16 protein-coding genes and 1 pseudogene are annotated in these 17,783 nt (G+C 63.3%); 15 read left to right on the forward strand and 2 right to left on the reverse strand.

All coding sequences use genetic code 11. The features are described 5' to 3' along the window. The first annotated feature begins 214 nt into the window (after nt 1–214). The 5 genes from QLG10_RS09210 to QLG10_RS09230 all read left to right on the forward strand — a co-directional run bounded on the left by QLG10_RS09210 (nt 215) and on the right by QLG10_RS09230 (nt 7,201). On the forward strand, nt 215–1,402 hold the full coding sequence (locus QLG10_RS09210) for an acyl-CoA dehydrogenase family protein (RefSeq protein ID WP_110755108.1): 1,188 nt from the start codon (nt 215–217) through the stop codon (nt 1,400–1,402). A 78-nt stretch (nt 1,403–1,480) separates the two neighbouring features. Further along, nucleotides 1,481–2,503, forward strand: a complete 1,023-nt coding sequence (locus QLG10_RS09215) for a ferredoxin--NADP reductase (protein WP_282487015.1) — start codon at nt 1,481–1,483, stop codon at nt 2,501–2,503. A 31-nt stretch (nt 2,504–2,534) separates the two neighbouring features. Then, a complete protein-coding gene (locus tag QLG10_RS09220) occupies nt 2,535–4,151 on the forward strand; it encodes a FadD3 family acyl-CoA ligase (RefSeq protein ID WP_248678439.1) in 1,617 nt (538 codons plus the stop codon). A gap of 95 nt (nt 4,152–4,246) precedes the next feature. After that, the gene (locus QLG10_RS09225) at nt 4,247–5,893 is read left to right on the forward strand and encodes a DUF1302 family protein (protein ID WP_248678438.1); all 1,647 of its coding nucleotides are present in this window, start codon (nt 4,247–4,249) and stop codon (nt 5,891–5,893) included. 75 nt (nt 5,894–5,968) lie between these two features. Beyond that, nucleotides 5,969–7,201, forward strand: a complete 1,233-nt coding sequence (locus tag QLG10_RS09230; RefSeq protein ID WP_110755111.1) for an NADH:flavin oxidoreductase — start codon at nt 5,969–5,971, stop codon at nt 7,199–7,201. Between the two features lie 79 nt (nt 7,202–7,280). Here QLG10_RS09230 and QLG10_RS09235 read toward each other — a convergent pair whose 3' ends face one another. Next, on the reverse strand, nt 7,281–8,114 hold the full coding sequence (locus QLG10_RS09235; protein ID WP_110755112.1) for an alpha/beta hydrolase: 834 nt from the start codon (nt 8,112–8,114) through the stop codon (nt 7,281–7,283). A 253-nt stretch (nt 8,115–8,367) separates the two neighbouring features. On the opposite strand from QLG10_RS09235, the gene QLG10_RS09240 reads away from it, so the two are divergent. From QLG10_RS09240 to QLG10_RS09250, 3 genes are read left to right on the forward strand one after another with little or no spacing between them, the layout of a single operon-like run. After that, a complete protein-coding gene (locus QLG10_RS09240; protein ID WP_188265522.1) occupies nt 8,368–9,102 on the forward strand; it encodes a 3-oxoacyl-ACP reductase family protein in 735 nt (244 codons plus the stop codon). Nucleotides 9,103–9,116: 14 nt separating this feature from the next. After that, nucleotides 9,117–9,890, forward strand: a complete 774-nt coding sequence (locus QLG10_RS09245; RefSeq protein ID WP_110755114.1) for an SDR family NAD(P)-dependent oxidoreductase — start codon at nt 9,117–9,119, stop codon at nt 9,888–9,890. Continuing rightward, nucleotides 9,890–10,525 (forward strand): nuclear transport factor 2 family protein, encoded by a 636-nt coding sequence (locus tag QLG10_RS09250; protein ID WP_110755115.1) that lies wholly within the window; start codon nt 9,890–9,892, stop codon nt 10,523–10,525. The genes QLG10_RS09245 and QLG10_RS09250 overlap by 1 nt, the downstream gene beginning before the upstream one ends. Nucleotides 10,526–10,593: 68 nt before the next feature. Here the strand turns inward: QLG10_RS09250 and QLG10_RS29610 are convergent. Then, nucleotides 10,594–10,722, reverse strand: a pseudogene (locus QLG10_RS29610) (outer membrane lipoprotein carrier protein LolA); the annotation flags it as partial. Nucleotides 10,723–11,237: 515 nt separating this feature from the next. Between QLG10_RS29610 and QLG10_RS09255 the strand changes: the two are divergent. Genes QLG10_RS09255 through QLG10_RS09285 form a run of 7 tightly spaced genes read left to right on the forward strand, consistent with a single transcriptional unit; the run spans nt 11,238 to nt 17,781 of the window. Beyond that, a complete protein-coding gene (locus QLG10_RS09255) occupies nt 11,238–12,128 on the forward strand; it encodes a VOC family protein (RefSeq protein ID WP_110755116.1) in 891 nt (296 codons plus the stop codon). A 12-nt stretch (nt 12,129–12,140) separates the two neighbouring features. Further along, nucleotides 12,141–13,016 (forward strand): CoA-transferase, encoded by an 876-nt coding sequence (locus QLG10_RS09260; RefSeq protein WP_110755131.1) that lies wholly within the window; start codon nt 12,141–12,143, stop codon nt 13,014–13,016. A gap of 12 nt (nt 13,017–13,028) precedes the next feature. Continuing rightward, nucleotides 13,029–13,826: an acyl CoA--acetate/3-ketoacid CoA transferase subunit beta gene (locus QLG10_RS09265; protein ID WP_020796877.1), complete on the forward strand. Its 798-nt coding sequence runs from the start codon at nt 13,029–13,031 to the stop codon at nt 13,824–13,826. A gap of 15 nt (nt 13,827–13,841) precedes the next feature. Then, the gene (locus tag QLG10_RS09270; RefSeq protein ID WP_110755117.1) at nt 13,842–14,750 is read left to right on the forward strand and encodes an enoyl-CoA hydratase; all 909 of its coding nucleotides are present in this window, start codon (nt 13,842–13,844) and stop codon (nt 14,748–14,750) included. After that, a complete protein-coding gene (locus QLG10_RS09275; RefSeq protein WP_282487030.1) occupies nt 14,747–15,859 on the forward strand; it encodes a nitronate monooxygenase in 1,113 nt (370 codons plus the stop codon). Before QLG10_RS09270 ends, QLG10_RS09275 begins: the two co-directional genes overlap by 4 nt. Then, nucleotides 15,856–16,608 carry an enoyl-CoA hydratase family protein gene (locus QLG10_RS09280; RefSeq protein ID WP_020796880.1) on the forward strand — a complete coding sequence of 251 codons (753 nt, stop codon included), beginning with the start codon at nt 15,856–15,858 and terminating at the stop codon, nt 16,606–16,608. Before QLG10_RS09275 ends, QLG10_RS09280 begins: the two co-directional genes overlap by 4 nt. Before the next feature lie 9 nt (nt 16,609–16,617). After that, nucleotides 16,618–17,781: an acyl-CoA dehydrogenase family protein gene (locus QLG10_RS09285; RefSeq protein ID WP_110755120.1), complete on the forward strand. Its 1,164-nt coding sequence runs from the start codon at nt 16,618–16,620 to the stop codon at nt 17,779–17,781. Nucleotides 17,782–17,783 lie beyond the last annotated feature (2 nt).

The raw sequence follows: 17,783 nt of genomic DNA on the forward strand, positions 1-17,783 counted from the left end.
TTTGGTTACTTTCGCGCTTTTCGAAAGTGACTCGCCGTAAGGGCGAAACCATAAGTAGCCGTTACCGCAGCAACGGATATGTACCCCGTAAATATCCCAGTAGGCTGTCAGCCCACGCACCCCTAGTCCGCTTTGACGATGAATGATTCCCCGCTCAATCCGATGATCCATCACAACTGGCGCAGTGGCGCAGTGAGATCGGGAGAATTGAGTGATGCACAGCATGCGAGAAAAGACCCAGGACGAACGAGATCTGCTTGAGCGGGCACGCAGCCTGGTGCCGGCACTCAAGGCACGCACGGCGCAGGCCGACAAGGACTTGAAGGTGCCGGTGGAGAGCGTCGTCGAGTTGCAGTCCGCCGGCTTGCTGCGGGCCTTGCAGCCAAGGGCGTTCGGCGGTTATGAAGTGGACCCGCGCACCTTCTTCGAGATCCAGACCATCCTCGCCGAAGGGTGCATGTCCACAGCCTGGATCTACGGCGTGATGGGCGTTCACCCCTGGCAACTGGCGCGTTACCCGATCGAGGCGCAGCGCGAAGTCTGGGCCGATGACCACAGCGCGCTGATCTGCTCGACCTATATGCCGGCGGCCAAGGTCACGGTGGTCGAGGGCGGTTACCGCATCAGCGGGCGCTGGGGTTTCTCCAGTGGCAGCGAGCACTGCCAATGGGTGTTCCTGGGCGGCATCCTGCCACCAGATGGCGAGATGGCCGCCGAGCACGGAACCTTCCTGCTGCCGCGTCACGACTATCAGATCGAACACAACTGGGACGTGATGGGCCTGCGCGGCACCGGCAGCCATGACATCGTGGTCGAAGATGTATTCGTCCCGGCCCATCGTGTGCAACGCACCAACAATTGGACCCTCGAAGCGACACCCGGGCGCCTGGTCAACACCAACCCGATCTACGCGATCCCGTTCGCCCAGGTGTTCTCCCGCGCCGTCTCGACCTCGGCCATCGGCGCCCTGCAGGGCGCGATCAACGAGTTCCGCGACAATGCCGCCAAGCACATCGGCAAGCACGGCGCCCGTACCGCTGAGGACCCGGTGGCACAGACCGCCGTGGCCGAAGCGATGGTCACCGTCGATAGCCTGCGCCTGGTGCTGGAGCGCAACTACGAGCACCTGATGACCCTGGCACGTGCCGGCGAATACCCGGACACCGAGACCCGTCTGTTGTATCGCTACCAGTCGGCCTATGTGACCAACATCTGCGCCGAACGCGCCAACGATCTGCTGCGCAGCATGGCCGCTTCGGGTCTGTACAACACCAACCCGGTGGCGCGGCTGTTCCGCGACCTGCACCAGGCGCGCGGACACATCGCCAACAACTACATGGCCTACGGGCGCAGCTACGGCGCGGTTATGCTCGGCCTGCCCAACCCGGACCCTTACGTCTGAGGCGACAGAGCCTGTTTCGCCCCCTTGGGTTTCCACCTGTCCGTGATCCACGGCCAGGTGGTCATGAGTACCTGACCTATGAACAATTATCTTGCCCTGCGCGTGGCGCGCGTGATCGAGGAAACCGCCGATGCGCGATCCCTGGTGTTCGACGTGCCCGAGCATCTAAGCGAACGTTTTCGCTATCAACCCGGCCAATTCCTGACCTTGCGCGTCCCTTTCGAGGACGGTTGGCTGCCCCGATGTTACTCATTGTCCAGCACGCCGTTGCTGGATGAGCCATTGCGAGTAACGGTCAAGCGCGTGCACGAGGGACGCGCGTCGAACTGGTTGTGCGGCGAGTTGCAGGCCGGGCAGAACCTCGAGGTGCTGCCACCGGCCGGGGTGTTCGTGCCACGCAGCCTCGACGGCGACTTGCTGCTGTTCGGGGGCGGCAGCGGCGTGACCCCGGTGCTGTCGATCCTGCGTTCGGCGTTGCTCGCCGGAACCGGCCGGGTCCTGCTGATCTATGCCAACCGCGATGAGTCCTCAGTGATTTTCAAGGACGAACTCAGAAGCCTGGCCAGCGCTCATCCGCAACGCCTGCAAATCGTCCATTGGCTCGATTCGGTGCAGGGCATCCCGAGCGTCGGCCAACTGGCCGAGCTGGCGCGGTCGTTTATCGATGCCCAGGCGTTCATTTGTGGTCCGGGTCCGTTCATGGACGCGGCGGTCAGTGCGCTCAAAAGCCTCGGCATGCCGGATCGCCGGGTGCACGTCGAACGCTTCGTCTCGCTGCCCGGCGAAGGTGAATTGCCGCAGGTCACCAGCAGCGAGGCGGCCGTGGCCGCGCAGTTGGCAGTGCGCCTGGATGGCGAGGATCACCAGCTGGCCTGTGACAGCGGCGAAACCGTGTTGGCTGCCATGGAGCGCGCCGGCCTGAACCCGCCCAGCGCCTGTCGTGTCGGTGGCTGCGCCTCGTGCATGTGCACCCTGGAAAGCGGCGAGGTCGAACTGCTGCACAACGATGCATTGGACGCGGGTGATCTGGCCGAAGGCTGGATCCTAGCCTGCCAGGCGGTGCCCACCAGCGCACAACTGCGTATCCGCTTTCCCGATTGATGCCCTCCATGATGCCAAGCACGAGCCCACGATGAATCAGAGCCTGAACCTTGCCGCGCCCCTGAGCGCTGCCCCTGTCACCCTTGCCCAGTTGGTCTTCAGCAGTGCCGAACGTTTTGCCGGGCGCACGGCCATTGAAGAGCACGGCCAATGCATCGACTACGCCGATCTGCCCGATCGCGTCATGGGCTTCGCCCGGGGCTTGATGGCCCTGGGTATCCAGGCCGGTGACCGGGTTGGCGTCTGGGCGCCAAACAGTGGCGACTGGATCCTCGCGGCGCTGGGCATTCAGTGCGCCGGGGCGGTGCTGGTACCGATCAACACGCGCATGAAGGGCCTTGAGGCCGCGGATGTGCTGGAGCGCAGCGGTTGCCGGGTGTTGTTTGTCCAGCAGCGTTTTCTCGACGTCGACTACCCGGCGCTGCTCGCACCTCATCGGCCGGCCAGCCTCGAACACCTGGTGATCATCGATGGCGACACGCCGGAGCAGCCTTCGGACCTGACCCTTGCACAGTTCCTGCAGGGTGCCGCGACTATCGATGCCGGCAGCGCCAAGCGCCGTGCATTGGCGGTCGGCCCCGAGGCCATGTGTGACCTGTTGTTCACCTCCGGCACCACCGGCAAACCCAAGGGCGTCATGAGCGGCCATGGCCAGAACCTGCGGGCCTTCACCGAATACGTCAAGGTCCTCGGCCTGGTGCCAGAGGACCGCTACCTGATCGTCAATCCGTTCTTTCATGCCTTTGGCTACAAGGCCGGTTGGCTGACCTGCCTGATCGGCGGGGCGACCATCCTGCCCCATGCGGTGTTCGATGCCGAACAAGTGTTCCAGCGCATCGCCCGTGAGCGCATCAGCGTCCTGCCCGGTGCGCCGACCCTGTATCTCTCGCTGCTGGCCCACCCACAACTCAAGCAGACCGACCTGTCGAGCCTGCGAATCGCGGTGACCGGTTCGGCGAGCATCCCGCCGAGCCTGATCGAGCGCATGCGCACTGAGCTGGGGTTCGCCGTGGTGACCACCGCCTACGGCCTGACCGAGTGTGGCGGACTGGCGACCATCTGCGATCCGCAAGATTCGGCGCAGGTGATTGCCGGCACCAGCGGCCGGCCGATCGCCGGCACCGAAGTGAGCATCCGCGACCCGCACAACCAGGCGCTGGACGCAGGACAGACCGGTGAGATCTGCCTGCGTGGTTTTCACATCATGCAGGGCTATTTCCAGAACCCTGAAGCGACCCGCGAAGCCATCGACGCCGAAGGTTGGCTGCACACCGGCGATGTCGGGCGCCTGGATGGGGCGGGCAACCTGATCATCACCGATCGCTTGAAGGACATGTTCATCGTCGGCGGTTTCAACTGCTACCCGGCGGAAATCGAGGCAGCGCTGATCAGGCACCCGGCCATTGCCCAGGTGGCGGTGATCGGTGTCGCCGATGAACGCATGGGCGAAGTCGGGTGTGCCTGTGTGGTGCTGCGTGATGGACGAGAGCTCGACGAGGCGCAATTGATCGCCTGGAGCCGGGAACAGATGGCCAATTACAAGGTGCCGCGCCAGGTGCGCTTCCTCAGTGCCTTGCCATTGAACCCGTCGAGCAAGGTGGCGAAGAACGAACTGCGCGCGCTGGTGGCCAATAGCGCCCAGGCATGAGGCGCACTCATCTCACCAAACGGACGATGTGCGCGGCATCGGCTTTTTTCATGCTGTGGCGACACCAGAAAAAACAACAACAAAAGGAGAGGAGCATGTTCACGGGAAACACTGTCGCGCGCCATTCGGGAGAGTTGAGCGTTGGCCGCTGTCTGTTGGCAACGGCCATCACCATCGCCAGTGCCACGGCCAGCGCCGCACCGAGCATCGAACTGGGGGAAAATACCACCCTGGATTCGTCGCTGACGGTCAACTACACCGCCTCCATGCGTACCGCCAAGCAGGCGAGTCAGTACCTCAACGATCCGAACAACGACGACGGCACGCGCAACTTCAAGCGCGGCTCGTTGATCAATAACCGTCTGAGCCTGTTCGGCGAACTGCAGCTCAAGCACGACAACCTCGGAGCGGTGCTGCGCGGCAGCCAGTTCTACGACGATGTCTATAACCAGAAAAACGCCAACGATTCGCCACAGACGGTCAACAAGACCGGGCACAACGATGGGTTCAGCGACGAAACCCGCAGGCTCAGTGGCAGCATGGCGCGCCTGCTCGATGCGTATGTGTATGGCAACTTCGAGCTCGGCGAGACCCAGTACCTGTCGCTCAAGGCCGGGCGGCATCTGGTGGCCTGGGGCGAGAGCCTGTTCTGGCCCAACATCAGCCAGGGCCAGGCCCCGGTAGATGCGACCAAGTTCAACGTGCCGGGTACCGAGGCCAAGGACTCGTACTTGCCGGTAGGGCAGGTGTCCGGGTCGTGGTCGCTGAACGAAGACCTCGCGCTGGTGGGCTACTACCAGTACGAGTGGGAAAAGACCCAGCTCAATCCCGTGGGCGACTACTTCGGCAGCGATACCTTCGGTCCCGGTGCCGAGTTCTATCGCCTGGGCAGCGGGGTGGTCAACAGCCTGCCCAATGGCCTGGCGGTCGGTTATGCCGGTGAAAAAGACGCCAGCGACAGCGGTCAATGGGGCCTGGGCGTGCGCTACCGGATCACCGAGAACACCGAAGTGGGGCTGTTCCATTACCGCTATAACGAGCGCATCGGATCGATGTTCTTCGACTTCACCGGCACCACCCAATACTCTTCGCTCAAGGGCATCGGGCACGACGGCACCGCGCCGTCCTATCGCCTGGGCTACTTCGAAGACGTCAAGCTGACAGGTGTCAGTTTCAGCTCCAAGGTCGGCGATTCGGTGCAGTACGCCGGTGACTTGAGCTACCGCGATGGCGCCTCGGTCTACCTCAACAACGGCGCGCCGACCACCGGGCAGATCTGGCAGGGCAACCTCAACGCCATGTACATCCTGGGTCCAAGCCTGCTCGCCCAGCAGACCACCTTCATGGGTGAGGTGGTGCATCAACACATCGACGGGGTCGACAGCCTGACGATCACCGGCGGCGGGGCCGGCGTGGACGGCACCTTCGACCAGTTCCAATCGAAGACCCAGACCCGTGGCTCGACCCTGCTCGGTGTCGGCGCCTACATGGATTATCCCTCCATCGCCACCGGCCTGGACCTGAGCACCAAAGTGGTATGGACGCAGAACGTCGACGGCAGCGCCTATCAGGGCCTGGGCCGCGACGAGAAGCGTCTGACCGTGGGTGGCGACTTCAAGTACCTGGGCAACTTTCAGATCGGCATGACCTATGTCGCGTACCTGAGCTCGCCGGACGTTGCCCAGGGCCGACTGCTGGCTGACCGCGACTACCTGTCGCTCAACGCCAAGTACACCTTCTGATGATCATGGCTGCGTCGCCCGTCTGGCGACGCAGCCCTTCGTTTTTAGCCCGATAAAAATAAAGAGAGGCCTGTCATGAATCCTCGTCCGACCCCATCACCGTTCAGTCCGATCACCATTGGCCCACTGACCCTGAAAAACCGCTTTATCAAGTCCGCCACCAACGAGGGCATGAGTGCCCAGAGCGTGCCGTCCAAGCAACTGGTCAAGCTGCACTCCGCCCTGGCCGCTGGCGGCATCGCCCTGACTACCGTGGCCTACTGCGCGGTGAGCAGCGATGGTCGTACCTTGCCCAACCAGTTGACCCTGACCCAATCCAGCTTGCCACACTTCAAGGCCCTGACCGATGGTGTGCACCAGGCCGGTGGCCTGGCCAGCGCGCAGATTACCCATGGCGGTTGCTTTACCTTTATCCGCGAGCGCTCGACCAAGCGTCCGCTGTCGGCCAGCGGCGGTTTCAACAAGATAGGCCTGATGAGTGGCATGTTCCTCAAGCAGGCGATGAACGAATCCGACATGCAACAAGTGGTGCGCGACTTCGCGCAAGGCGCACGCCTGGCACGCCAGGCGGGATTCGATGCCGTGGAAATCCACATGGGCCACGGCTACCTGCTGAGCCAGTTCATTTCGCCGATGTACAACAAGCGCCGCGACCAGTACGGCGGCAGCCTGGAAAACCGCCTGCGCTTTCCGCGCCGGGTGCTGCGGGCGGTGCTGGATGCGGTCGGCCACGACATGGCGGTGATCTGCAAATACAGCGTCACCGAAGGTGTGCGCGCCGGTAACAGCGCCGAAGACGGGGCGAAGATCGCCCGCATGCTGGAAGAAGAGGGCGCGCACTTGCTGGTGCTCAGCGCGGGTATGAATGCCGAGTCGATCACCACTATGTTCGGTTCCTCGTTCCCCAAGGAAAACCGCGTGCAGCAGAAGAACAAGATCATTGCTTTGGCGATGGCCATCCAGCGGCGCAAGGAGCCGACGGTGGAATTCCGTGAGCTGTATTTGCTTGAGCATGCGCGCAAGGTGCGTGCGGCGGTGAAAATGCCGTTGGCTTATCTGGGCGGTGCCAAGAGCCTGGCGAGTATCGAAAAGATCATGGCCGAGGGCTTTGACCTGGTCGCCATGGGCCGGGTGTTGCTGGCCGAAAATGACTACATCAACAAACTCGAAAGTGGCGCCAGCCGCGACTCGATCTGCACCGCCTGCAATCGCTGCGTAGCGATGATGTACACCCCGGGTGGCACGTCTTGCGTACTCGGCCAGCCCGGTGACGCGATATTGAACAGCCAGAAGGCGGCAGATCGCTAACAACCCAGGCAACCAGTACACCACAAACCCTGTGGGATCGCCGCACCGCCGCTCCCACAGGTTTTGTGGTGCTTGTCGATCAGCCGTTCTGCAGGAAATCGATGCAGCTGCGGTTGAACAGTTCGCGGTGTTCCACCTGGACCCAATGCCCGCAGCGGTTGAGCACAATGAAGCGGGCGTTCGGCGCGCCGTCGATGATGCGCTGGGCGCCACTGACCGGGTTGAAGTGATCGTTGGTGCCCCAGAAACCGAGGATCGGACACTGAATGTCACCCAGCTGCGCTTCCATGTTCGGCACCATCATCGTACTGAACAGGTTCTTCGGTTGCGTCACCGCCACCGCCACGCGTTCTTGCAGCAGGCTTTCCGGCAGGATCGAGTCATCGAACAGCTGCAGGCGCATCATGCTGCGCATCTCCTCCATGCCGATGGGGCCGGCGCTGAACAGGCTGACCATGCGCACGATGCCTTCCATCTTGAAGTAGGTTTCCCGCTCCTCGACACCGCCCGGTGCCAGCAGGATCAGGCTGTGGACCAGTTGCGGCAGGCGCAGGGCCAGACCCAGGGCGATTGCGCCACCCAGCGAATTGCCCAGCAGCGTGCAACGTCGCACACCGACCGACTCCAGGAACGCCGCCACGCAATCGACGAAGAACTCCAGGTTGTACTGCACGTCCTCGGGTTTGTCCGAGCGGCCGAACCCTGGCAGGTCGAGCACCAGGTTGCGATAGCCCGCGGCGACGAATTGCGGGTAGTTGCCCTTGAAGTTGCTGAAGCCACTGGCACCTGGCCCGCTGCCGTGCAGCCACAGCACCACGGGGCCTGCGCCCTCATCCAGATAGTGCAGGCGCAGGCCGTTGGGCAGGGTCGCGTAATGGCCGACGGGCAGGGGCAGGTCTACGGGTTGGTTCATGGGGTTCTCCATTGTCTGCGGATTCATGAGGCACAGCCGCGCCAGGCGCTGCAGCGGATCGAAGGGGAAACAGCGCCTGGCGAGGTGCGCGCTTGGCGAATGCTGGGCGTAGACGGGGGTGTTCACATCGTCCGTTCAGACCACGTGGCGCTAGTCCCATCGGACGATGTGTGCCCGGGGCCTTGCCGCTAATCATGCAAGTGACGGCTCCATTGCAGCGGGCCGCAGCGTATTCGCAGACTTGGAGATTGCTATGAAGTTACTCAATAAAGTCGCCTTCGTGACCGGCGCCGCGCAGGGCATGGGCCAGGCCATCGTGCGCGGTTTTGTCGCCGAAGGCGCCAAGGTGGTGGCTGTCGACCTGAACCAGGCAGCCCTGGCCGAGAGCCTGGCCGACCTGGGTGAGAAAGTACTGGCCCTGGCCTGCAACGTCGGTGACGGCGCCTCCGTGGCCGATGCCATGGGCCAGGCCGAGCAGCACTTCGGCGGCCTCGACATCCTGGTCAACAACGCGGGCGTGGGCGCGCTGGACAGCTTCCTCGAAACCCCGGACGAAAGCTGGGCGCGGGTGATCGGCGTGAACCTGGGCGGTACCTTCCTGTGCTGCCGCGAGGGCGCCAAGCTGATGGTCAAGGGTGGACGCAAAGGGGCCATCATCAACCTCTCCAGCACCGCCGCACTGACCGGCGACGGCCCAAGCCACTACTGCGCGTCGAAAGCCGGGGTGATGGGCCTGACCCGTTCGATCGCCCGTGAACTGGCCTCCAGTGGCATACGCGTCAATACCCTGGTGCCGGGGCCGACCAACACACCGATGATGGCCGGCATCCCTGACGACTACATGCAGGCGCTGCTGAAAAACGTGCCTCTGGGCCGTATGTGCGAGACCGACGAGATTGCCCGGGTCGCGGTGTTCCTGGCCAGCGAAGATGCCAGTTTCATGACCGGGCAGAACATCGCCGTCAACGGCGGCATGGCCTTTATCTGATCAGGGAGTCACCCATGAGCAAGCGTCTACAAGGAAAAATCGCCTTCGTCACCGGTGCCGGTTCCGGCATCGGCGAAGCCACCGCATTGCGGTTCGCCGAAGAGGGCGCCACGGTGGTGCTGTGCGGGCGTCGCATCGAGCCCCTGCAGGGCGTGCAGGAAAAGATCCATGCCCAGGGTGGGCAGGCCGAGATCGCCGTCGCCGATGTCAGCGATGAACAGGCCTACGTCGGTGCGCTGCAAGCCACCGCGCAACGTCACGGGCGCCTGGACATCCTGGTCAACAACGCGATGGCCTACACCTGGGGCGGCATCGACACCATGACTACGGCCGACTGGCACGCCAATTTCGCCACCACTGTGGACGGCACCTTCTGGGGCACTCGCACCGCGATGCAATTGATGAAAGCGCAGGGCGGTGGTTCGATCGTAAACATCGCATCGATCTGTGGCCTGTTCGGCACGGCGTGGATGGCCGGTTACTCCGCCGCCAAGGCGGCGGTGATCAACTTCAGCCGCGCGGCGGCCAGTGAAGGTGCACCGAACAACGTCCGCTGCAACGTCATCATTCCCGGCGTGGTCGACACCCCGGCCACGGCCGGCATGCTGGCCGATGCCAAGACCCGCAGCAACACGGAAAAAGTCATCCCGATGAAACGGGTCGGCCTGCCGGTGGAGCTGGCCAACGCCATTGTGTTCCTGGCCAGCGACGAGGCGTCGTATGTCACCGGCGCGAGCCTGGCGGTGGACGGCGGACGCGGTTCGGACCTGTACACGGTGCTCGACTGATGAACCAGGACAACGACAGCTTGCTTGAGCGCATCGACCGTCTGGAGTCGCTGGACGCGATCCGCCAACTGGCCGGCAAGTACGCCCTGGCCCTGGACATGCGCGACATGGACGCCATGGCCAACTGCTTCGCCCCGGACGTGCGGGTGGGCCGCGACAAGAGCGGCCGCGCGCACCTCAAGGCGTGGCTGGACGAAACCATGCGCAAGCAGTTCCACGGCACCTCCCACCACCTGGGGCAACACATCATCGAGTTCAGCGATGCCGATCACGCCACCGGCGTGGTCTATTCGAAGAACGAACATGAGACCGGTCCGGAGTGGGTGATCATGCAGATGCTGTACTGGGACGACTACGAGCGGGTCGACGGGCGCTGGTGCTTCCGTCGCCGCTTGCCGTGCTACTGGTACGCGAGCGACCTGAACAAACCGCCGATCGGCGGCCTGAAAATGCGCTGGCCAGGGCGCGAACCCTACGCCGGTACCTTCCACGAGCTGTTTCCGTCCTGGGATGCCTTCTGGGCGCAACGCCCGGACAAAGACGCCTTGCCACAGATCGCCGAACCGGCGCCGTTGGAGGGGTTTCTTGCCAATCTGCGCCGGGGGGCGGGTGATCCGAAGATTCGGGTGCGTTGAAAACCGTGGTGGGACTGGATTGGGTGCATATCCGTTGCTGCGGTGACGGCCACCTAGGGTTCTGCCCTTACTGTAGGAGCGAGCATGCTCGCGATGAACCTGAGAGCGCCGAGGGGTGTCAGGTGCCCAGCGTCATCGTTGACGACCATCGCGAGCATGCTCGCTCCTACAATGGGTCGCCGCGATGGGCCATCCATGGCCCAGCGCGGCTAAACCGGCGTTCTGCCGGTTTACCCACTGCGCAGAACCTCCACTCGGCCTCTCAAGGGGGCAAGAAAATCAAAAGCCAAAGCAACAGCGAGGCGGCAATGAACATCACTTTCAGGTCCATAGGTTTGAGCTCTCGCCACGGCATGGTCAAATCCTCGGAATCGACCAGTGCCAGTTAAAAACTGTTACCTATGTGCTTGAACTGTTTTGTTACCTATGTGGGTGAGTCATACCGGCAAAGCCTTTTGCTTCCTTTTTGGCGTTTGAAAAAGGGAGTCGCTGTAAGAGCGAAACCATAAGACGCCGTTACCGCAGCAATGGATATGTACACCCTGTACACCATCAAAATTCCAATCGCCTGACACAAGGCCTTCGCGAGCAAGCCCGCTCCCACGAAGAGCCCAAGACCCGCCCGTGCTTAGTCTCAACGGACGATGAAGCCACGCGCACTGCTTTGCACAATGCTCCCCACGAAACCCTTTCAGCCAACGAGGACCCAGGCATGATCGACATTCGCGGTTTGAGCTATTTCGTCTCGCAGATCGAAAACCTCAGTCATTGGCAGCGTTACGCCGAAGACGTGCTGGGCATGCAGGTGAACCCGGCGCCAGGCGGTGGCCTGTACGTGAAAATGGACGAGCGTCCGTTTCGCATGCTGATCGTCGAAGGCGCTGAAGCGCGTTATTTGGCCTCTGGCTGGGAGTTGGCCAACGAGACGGCATTCAAGGCCGCCCTCGAGCACCTGAGTGCAGCCGGTATCGAATGGCAGCCGGGCTCCGCCGCCGAGATCGAGCAGCGCGGCGTACAGGCGCTGGTCAAGCTCACAGACCCGTCGGGCAACTGCCATGAACTGAGTTGGGGCCATCGCTCAGATTGCCTGCCATTTGTCTCGCCCCAGGGTGTGCCGCGTTTCATCACCGGTGACATGGGCTTGGGTCACACGGTGCTGCCGGCACCGAACTTCGACGCCACCCTGGCGTTCGCCAAGGATGTGCTGGGCTTTGAACTGTCGGACATTTTCAACTTCCGTCCAGACCCGTCCGTGGCGCCGATCCGCATTCACTTCCTGCATTGCCAGAACGCTCGCCACCACAGCCTGGCACTGGCCGAGTACCCGGTGCCGTCAGGTTGCGTGCACGTGATGGTCGAGGTCGATTCGATGACCGAAGTCGGCCGTGCCCACGACCGTCTGCGCGCCCATGAGGTAGCCCTGTCGGCCACCCTCGGCCAGCACCTCAATGACCGCATGACCAGTTTCTACATGAAGACACCGTCCGGCTTCGATCTGGAGTACGGCTTTGGCGGGTTGCAAGTCGATTGGGCCGAGCACTCGGCGTTCGAGTTCACCCGCGTGAGCATTTGGGGGCACGACTTTTCGGTCGGCCAACACTAAGGAATTGTCATGATGAACAAACAACTGACAGCGGCCGATGCGGTCGCTCAATTGCGCGATGGCATGACCATCGGTTTCGGCGGCTGGGGCCCGCGGCGCAAGCCGATGGCCATCGTGCGCGAGATCCTGCGTTCAGAGGTGAAAGACCTGACCGTGGTCGCCTACGGCGGTCCGGAAGTGGGCATGCTGTGCGCCGCCGGCAAGGTCAAGAAGCTGATATTCGGCTTCGCCACCCTCGATGCCATTCCGTTGGAACCCTACTACCGCAAGGCCCGCGAAGCCGGCGAGCTGGAGTTGATGGAGCTGGACGAAGGCATGTTCCAGTGGGGCCTGCGTGCCGCCGGCATGCGCTTGCCGTTCCTGCCGACCCGTTGCGGCCTGGCCACCGATGTGACGCGCCTGAACCCGCAGCTCAAGACCATCCAGTCGCCCTATGCCGATGGCGAGATGCTGCTGGCGATGCCGGCGCTCAACCTCGACGTGGCATTCCTGCATGTCAACGTCGCCGATCGCCTGGGCAACTGCCTGGTGACGGGGCCGGACCCGTATTTCGATCACCTGTTCGCCCGCGCCGCCAACCAGTGCTTTGTCTCGTGCGAGCGCCTGGAAGATCGCCTGGCACTGAGCGCCGAGCAGGCCCGCTTCAATACCTTCGAGCGCTATCTGGTGAGCGGTGTGGTGCATGCACCCCTGGGTGCGCACCCGACACTCTGCGCCCCCGACTACGGCTGGGACATGAAGCATCTCAAGGGCTATGTCGCCAGCAGCCAGGCGGAGAACGGCTGGCAGGACTATGTGCAGACCTACATCGCCGGTGGCGAGCAGGCCTATCAGGCACAGAACGGCGGTGCCGACTCCATGGGCGCCTTGCCCCTTCCCGTGTTCTGAGGATTATCGACCATGTCTGCAACCTGTGATTTCACCCTGGCTGAACTGATGATCGTCGCTGCCAGCGAAGCCTGGCGCGGCAATGGCGAGGTGATTGCCTCGGGCCTGGGCGTGATCCCGCGCCTGGGCGCCAGCCTGGCCAAACTGACCCACAGCCCGGAACTGTTGATGACCGACAGCGAGGCGTTCCTGGTCGAAGAGCCGATCCCGCTGGGCCCGCGTGGCGACTACGTACCGCGTTACTCGGGCTACATGTCGTTCGAGCGAGTGTTCGAATGCGTGTGGGGCGGACGCCGCCACGCGATGATCGGGCCAACCCAGATCGACCGCTGGGGCCAGACCAACCTGTCCTGCGTTGGCGATTATCAAAAGCCCAAAACGGCGATCCTCGGCGTACGTGGCTTGCCGGGCAACAGCATCAACCACCTCAACTCGTTCTTCGTGCCCAGCCATAACAGTCGGGTGTTCGTCAGCGGCGAAGTGGACATGGTTTCCGGTGTCGGCTTCAAGGCCGAGCGCTGGCCCGAAGGTACGCGTCGCGACCTGATGGACATCCATTGCGTGGTCAGCGACCTGTGCGTCCTCGACTTCAACGGCCCGGACCGGGCAGTGCAGGTGCGTTCGCTGCATCCCGGCGTAAGTTTCGAACAGGTCCAGGACAACACCGGCTTTCCGTTGCTCAAGTCGGCGCAGTTGCACGAAACCGCGCATCCGACCCCTGAGCAGTTAGCGCTGATCCGCCGACTCGATCCCCACGAATACCGCGCCACGGCGATAAAGGGCAACCCGCCCGGCATCCGTACGGCCTGAGACAAGGAGGCGAGCATGCACAGCAGCGACAGTGAATTCATCGTCCGCCAGGACAACGCCGTCTACGAGACGGACACCCCGGTGCTGTACAGCGTGGCCGAAGGTATTGCCACGCTGACGTTGAACCGACCGACCTTCAACAACGCGCAAAACTCGCAGATGACCTACGCCCTGGACGGCTTTTTCCGCCAGGCGGTGAACGATGACAGCGTCAAGGTCATCGTCCTCAGGGGCAACGGCAAGCACTTCTCGGCGGGCCACGATATCGGCACCCCCGGGCGCGATATCGACAAGCCGTTCGAGCGCGCGCACCTGTGGTGGGACCACACCAACAAGCCCGGTGGCGAGCAACTGTATGCCCGTGAGCAGGAAGTGTACCTGGGCATGTGCCGGCGCTGGCGCGAACTGCCCAAGCCGACCATCGCCATGGTCCATGGCGCGTGCGTGGCGGGCGGGCTGATGCTGGCCTGGGTGTGCGACCTGATCGTTGCCAGCGACGACGCGTTCTTCCAGGACCCGGTGGTGCGCATGGGTATTCCGGGGGTCGAGTATTTCGCCCATCCCTACGAAATGAACCCGCGGATCGCCAAGGAATTCCTCTTCACCGGTGATCGCATGAGCGCCAACCGGGCCTGGCAAGTGGGCATGGTCAACCGCCTGGTCAGCCGTGATGAGCTGGAGCAGGCCACCTATGCCCTGGCCGCCGGCATTGCCCGTCAGCCGCGCATGGGCCTGGCCCTGACCAAGCAGGCGATCAACCATGTCGAAGACCTGCAAGGCAAACGCACGGCGATGGATGCCGTGTTCGCCTGGCATCACTTTGCCCATGCCCATAACGAGCTGTTGTCCGGCGACAAACTGGGCGGCTTCGACGCCAAGGGCATGGCCCGGGCCAACAAGCAGGCTGAGGACAAAAGCCAATGAACCGCTGGCTGGAGACGCCACTGACCGAAGCCCTCGGTTGCCGCTACCCGATTGTGCAGACCGCCATGGGCTGGGTCGCCGACGCCAACCTGGTGATCGCCACGACCCAGGCCGGGGGCTTCGGTTTTCTGGCTGGCGCGACCATCGCGGCAGACGAACTGGAAGGCGAAATCCGCAAGGTGATCGACGCCACTGGCGCCAGCAACTTCGGGCTCAATTTCCATATGTTCCAGGACAACGCCGTGCAGTGCGTCGACCTGGCGATCAAGTACCGCCTGCGTGCCGTGAGCTACGGGCGCGGTCCGGACAAACAGACCATCGCCCGCTTCAAGGCGGCCAAGGTGCTGTGCATTCCCACCGTCGGCGCCCTAAAGCATGCGCTCAAGGCCGTGGAACTGGGCGCCGACATGATCACCATCCAGGGCGGTGAGGGCGGCGGCCATACTGGCGGCGTACCGAGTTCGATCCTGCTGCCCCAGGTGCTGGCGGCGGTCAAGGTACCGGTGATTGCGGCCGGAGGATTCGCCACCGGCCGTGGCCTGGCCTCGGTGCTCGCAGCCGGTGGCGCCGGCATCGCCATGGGCACGCGGTTCCTCATGACCCGTGAATCGCCGACACCGGCCGCGACCCTCGAACGCTACCTGAAGGTCAACGATCCGCAGTTGGTGCGCGTGACCACGGCGGTGGATGGCATGCGCCACCGGATGATCGAAAACCGCTTCATCAATCACCTGGAGCAGGCGGGCCCCTTCGGTCGCCTGCGCATTGCCCTGGGCAGCGCGTGGCAATGGAAGCAGCAGACCGGCATGAGCCTGGGGCACATGGCTGCAGTTTTCCTGCGCGCATTGCGTGAAGACCCCTCGCAACTGTCGCAAGTGGTGATGGCCGCCAACCAGCCGGTGCTGTTGCAGCGCTCGATGGTCGATGGCGCTCCGGACGAGGGCATCCTGCCCAGCGGCCAGGTCGCCGCAGCCATTGGCGAATTGCTCAGTTGCCGCGAAGTCATCGAAGGTATCGCCAGCGAGGCCCAGCACTGCCTGGATGCGCTCCTGGCGCGCAGCCAGACACACGCCTTGAATCAACCCGCCAGTATCGGAGAACCCCTGTGAACCAGGCATTTACCACACAACTCAATCAGGGGATCGCTGAACTGGTGATCGCCAAGCCACCGGTCAACGCACTCGACAGCCAGGAATGGCATGCCCTGGCACGACAGATCGAAGCGCTCGGGGCCAATCCCGAGGTGCGGGTGATCGTGATCCGCGCCGAAGGCCGCGGTTTTTGCGCCGGTGTCGACATCAAGGAACTGGACAAGCATCCAGAGCGAATCGTCGAGGTCAACGCCGGTAACTACGCCACCTTCAAGGCCGTGCACCGCAACCCGGTGCCGGTGATTGTCGCGGTCCATGGTTTTGTCCTGGGCGGTGGTATCGGCATCACCGGGGCGGCGGACATTGTCGTCGCCTCCGAATGCGCGACCTTCGCCTTGCCCGAAGTCGACCGTGGCGCCATGGGCGGCGGTGCGCACTTGCAACGGCTGTTCCCGGTACAAAAAGTTCGATACCTGTTCTTTACCGGGGACAGCATCGGCGCCCCCGAAGCCCTGCAGTACGGCTTTATCGAACGCATCGTCAGCAAGGACCAGTTGCGCGAAACCGCCTTGGGCATCGCGGCGAAAATCGCCGAGAAGAGCCCGGGCATGATCCGCATTGCCAAGGAAGCCTTGAACGGTATCGAAGACGGCAACCTGGAAGATAAATACCGCTGGGAACAGGGCTTCACCATGCAGGCCTACAGCAGCCCGGACTCCGCGGAAACGCGGCGGGCCTTCGTCGAAAAACGCGACGCCAAGTTCTGAGATAACGCCATGGACCTGACTTATACCTCCAAGCAAAACGCCTTCCGCGCCGAAGTACGGGCCTGGTTGGCGGCCAATGTGCCCCGTGAACCCTTGGCCAGCTACGACACCCGCGAAGGCTTCGAGCAGCACCGCGCCTGGGAGGCCAAGCTGTTCGAAAGCCGCTGGTCGATGGTGATGTGGCCGGCCGAACTGGGCGGCCGCGGCAGCGACCTGATCGAGTGGCTGATTTTCGAAGAAGAGTATTACGGCGCCGGCGCGCCGATGCGCGTCAACCAGAACGGCCAGTTGCTGTTGGGGCCGACCCTGATGGAGTTCGGCACCCCGGAGCAGAAGCAGCGCTTCCTGCCGCGCATGGCGGCCAGCCTGGACATGTGGGCGCAAGGCTGGTCGGAGCCCAACGCCGGCTCTGACATGGCGGCGATCACCAGCAAGGCGCTGCTCGATGGCGACCATTACGTGATCAACGGGCAGAAAACCTGGTCGACCCGGGCGATCTACGCCGACTGGCTGTTCGGCTTGTTCCGTAGCGAGCCGGGGTCGGCCCGTCACCACGGCCTGTCCTTCATCATGGTGCCGCTCGATACGCCGGGGGTGAGCATTCGCCCGATCAAGGCGCTCAACGGCAAGGACGCTTTCGCCGAGGTGTTTTTTGACGACGTGCGGGTGCCTGTGGCCAACCGCATCGGCGCCGAGGGGCAGGGCTGGCACGTGGCGATGGCCACCGCCGGTTTCGAGCGTGGCCTGCTGCTGCGTTCACCGGCGCGCTTCCAGGCCACGGCACGCAAGCTGGTCGAGCTGTACAAGGCCAACCGCGCCAGCGCCGACCGCGATCCGGGCCTGCGCGACGCCGTGCTGGAGACCTGGATGGGTGCCGAGGCCTATGCGTTGTCGGCCTACCACACCGTGGGACGCTTGAGCCGTGGCGAGCAGATCGGCGCCGAATCGAGCATCAACAAGATCATCTGGTCGGAACTGGACCTGAAGATGCACGAGACCGCCATGCGCATTCTCGGTACGCGCGGCGAGCTGGTTGCAAAAGGCGCGCAGGCGGGCGATGCGGCGGGCTGGCTGGAGGGCTTCCTGTTTGCCCAGTCCGGGCCGATCTATGCCGGCACCAACGAAATCCAGCGCAACATCATTGCCGAGCGCATGCTCGGCTTGCCGAAATAAGG

The sequence above is a fragment of the Pseudomonas sp. V98_8 genome (genome assembly GCF_029967975.1).
Lineage (GTDB): Bacteria > Pseudomonadota > Gammaproteobacteria > Pseudomonadales > Pseudomonadaceae > Aquipseudomonas > Aquipseudomonas umsongensis.

Coding starts and splice junctions, on each gene's coding strand:
- QLG10_RS09210 (WP_110755108.1), top strand. CDS start 215: ATGCACAGCATGCGAGAAAAGACCCAGGACGAACGAGATCTGCTTGAG.
- QLG10_RS09215 (WP_282487015.1), top strand. CDS start 1,481: ATGAACAATTATCTTGCCCTGCGCGTGGCGCGCGTGATCGAGGAAACC.
- QLG10_RS09220 (WP_248678439.1), top strand. CDS start 2,535: ATGAATCAGAGCCTGAACCTTGCCGCGCCCCTGAGCGCTGCCCCTGTC.
- QLG10_RS09225 (WP_248678438.1), top strand. CDS start 4,247: ATGTTCACGGGAAACACTGTCGCGCGCCATTCGGGAGAGTTGAGCGTT.
- QLG10_RS09230 (WP_110755111.1), top strand. CDS start 5,969: ATGAATCCTCGTCCGACCCCATCACCGTTCAGTCCGATCACCATTGGC.
- QLG10_RS09235 (WP_110755112.1), bottom strand. CDS start 8,114: ATGAACCAACCCGTAGACCTGCCCCTGCCCGTCGGCCATTACGCGACC.
- QLG10_RS09240 (WP_188265522.1), top strand. CDS start 8,368: ATGAAGTTACTCAATAAAGTCGCCTTCGTGACCGGCGCCGCGCAGGGC.
- QLG10_RS09245 (WP_110755114.1), top strand. CDS start 9,117: ATGAGCAAGCGTCTACAAGGAAAAATCGCCTTCGTCACCGGTGCCGGT.
- QLG10_RS09250 (WP_110755115.1), top strand. CDS start 9,890: ATGAACCAGGACAACGACAGCTTGCTTGAGCGCATCGACCGTCTGGAG.
- QLG10_RS09255 (WP_110755116.1), top strand. CDS start 11,238: ATGATCGACATTCGCGGTTTGAGCTATTTCGTCTCGCAGATCGAAAAC.
- QLG10_RS09260 (WP_110755131.1), top strand. CDS start 12,141: ATGAACAAACAACTGACAGCGGCCGATGCGGTCGCTCAATTGCGCGAT.
- QLG10_RS09265 (WP_020796877.1), top strand. CDS start 13,029: ATGTCTGCAACCTGTGATTTCACCCTGGCTGAACTGATGATCGTCGCT.
- QLG10_RS09270 (WP_110755117.1), top strand. CDS start 13,842: ATGCACAGCAGCGACAGTGAATTCATCGTCCGCCAGGACAACGCCGTC.
- QLG10_RS09275 (WP_282487030.1), top strand. CDS start 14,747: ATGAACCGCTGGCTGGAGACGCCACTGACCGAAGCCCTCGGTTGCCGC.
- QLG10_RS09285 (WP_110755120.1), top strand. CDS start 16,618: ATGGACCTGACTTATACCTCCAAGCAAAACGCCTTCCGCGCCGAAGTA.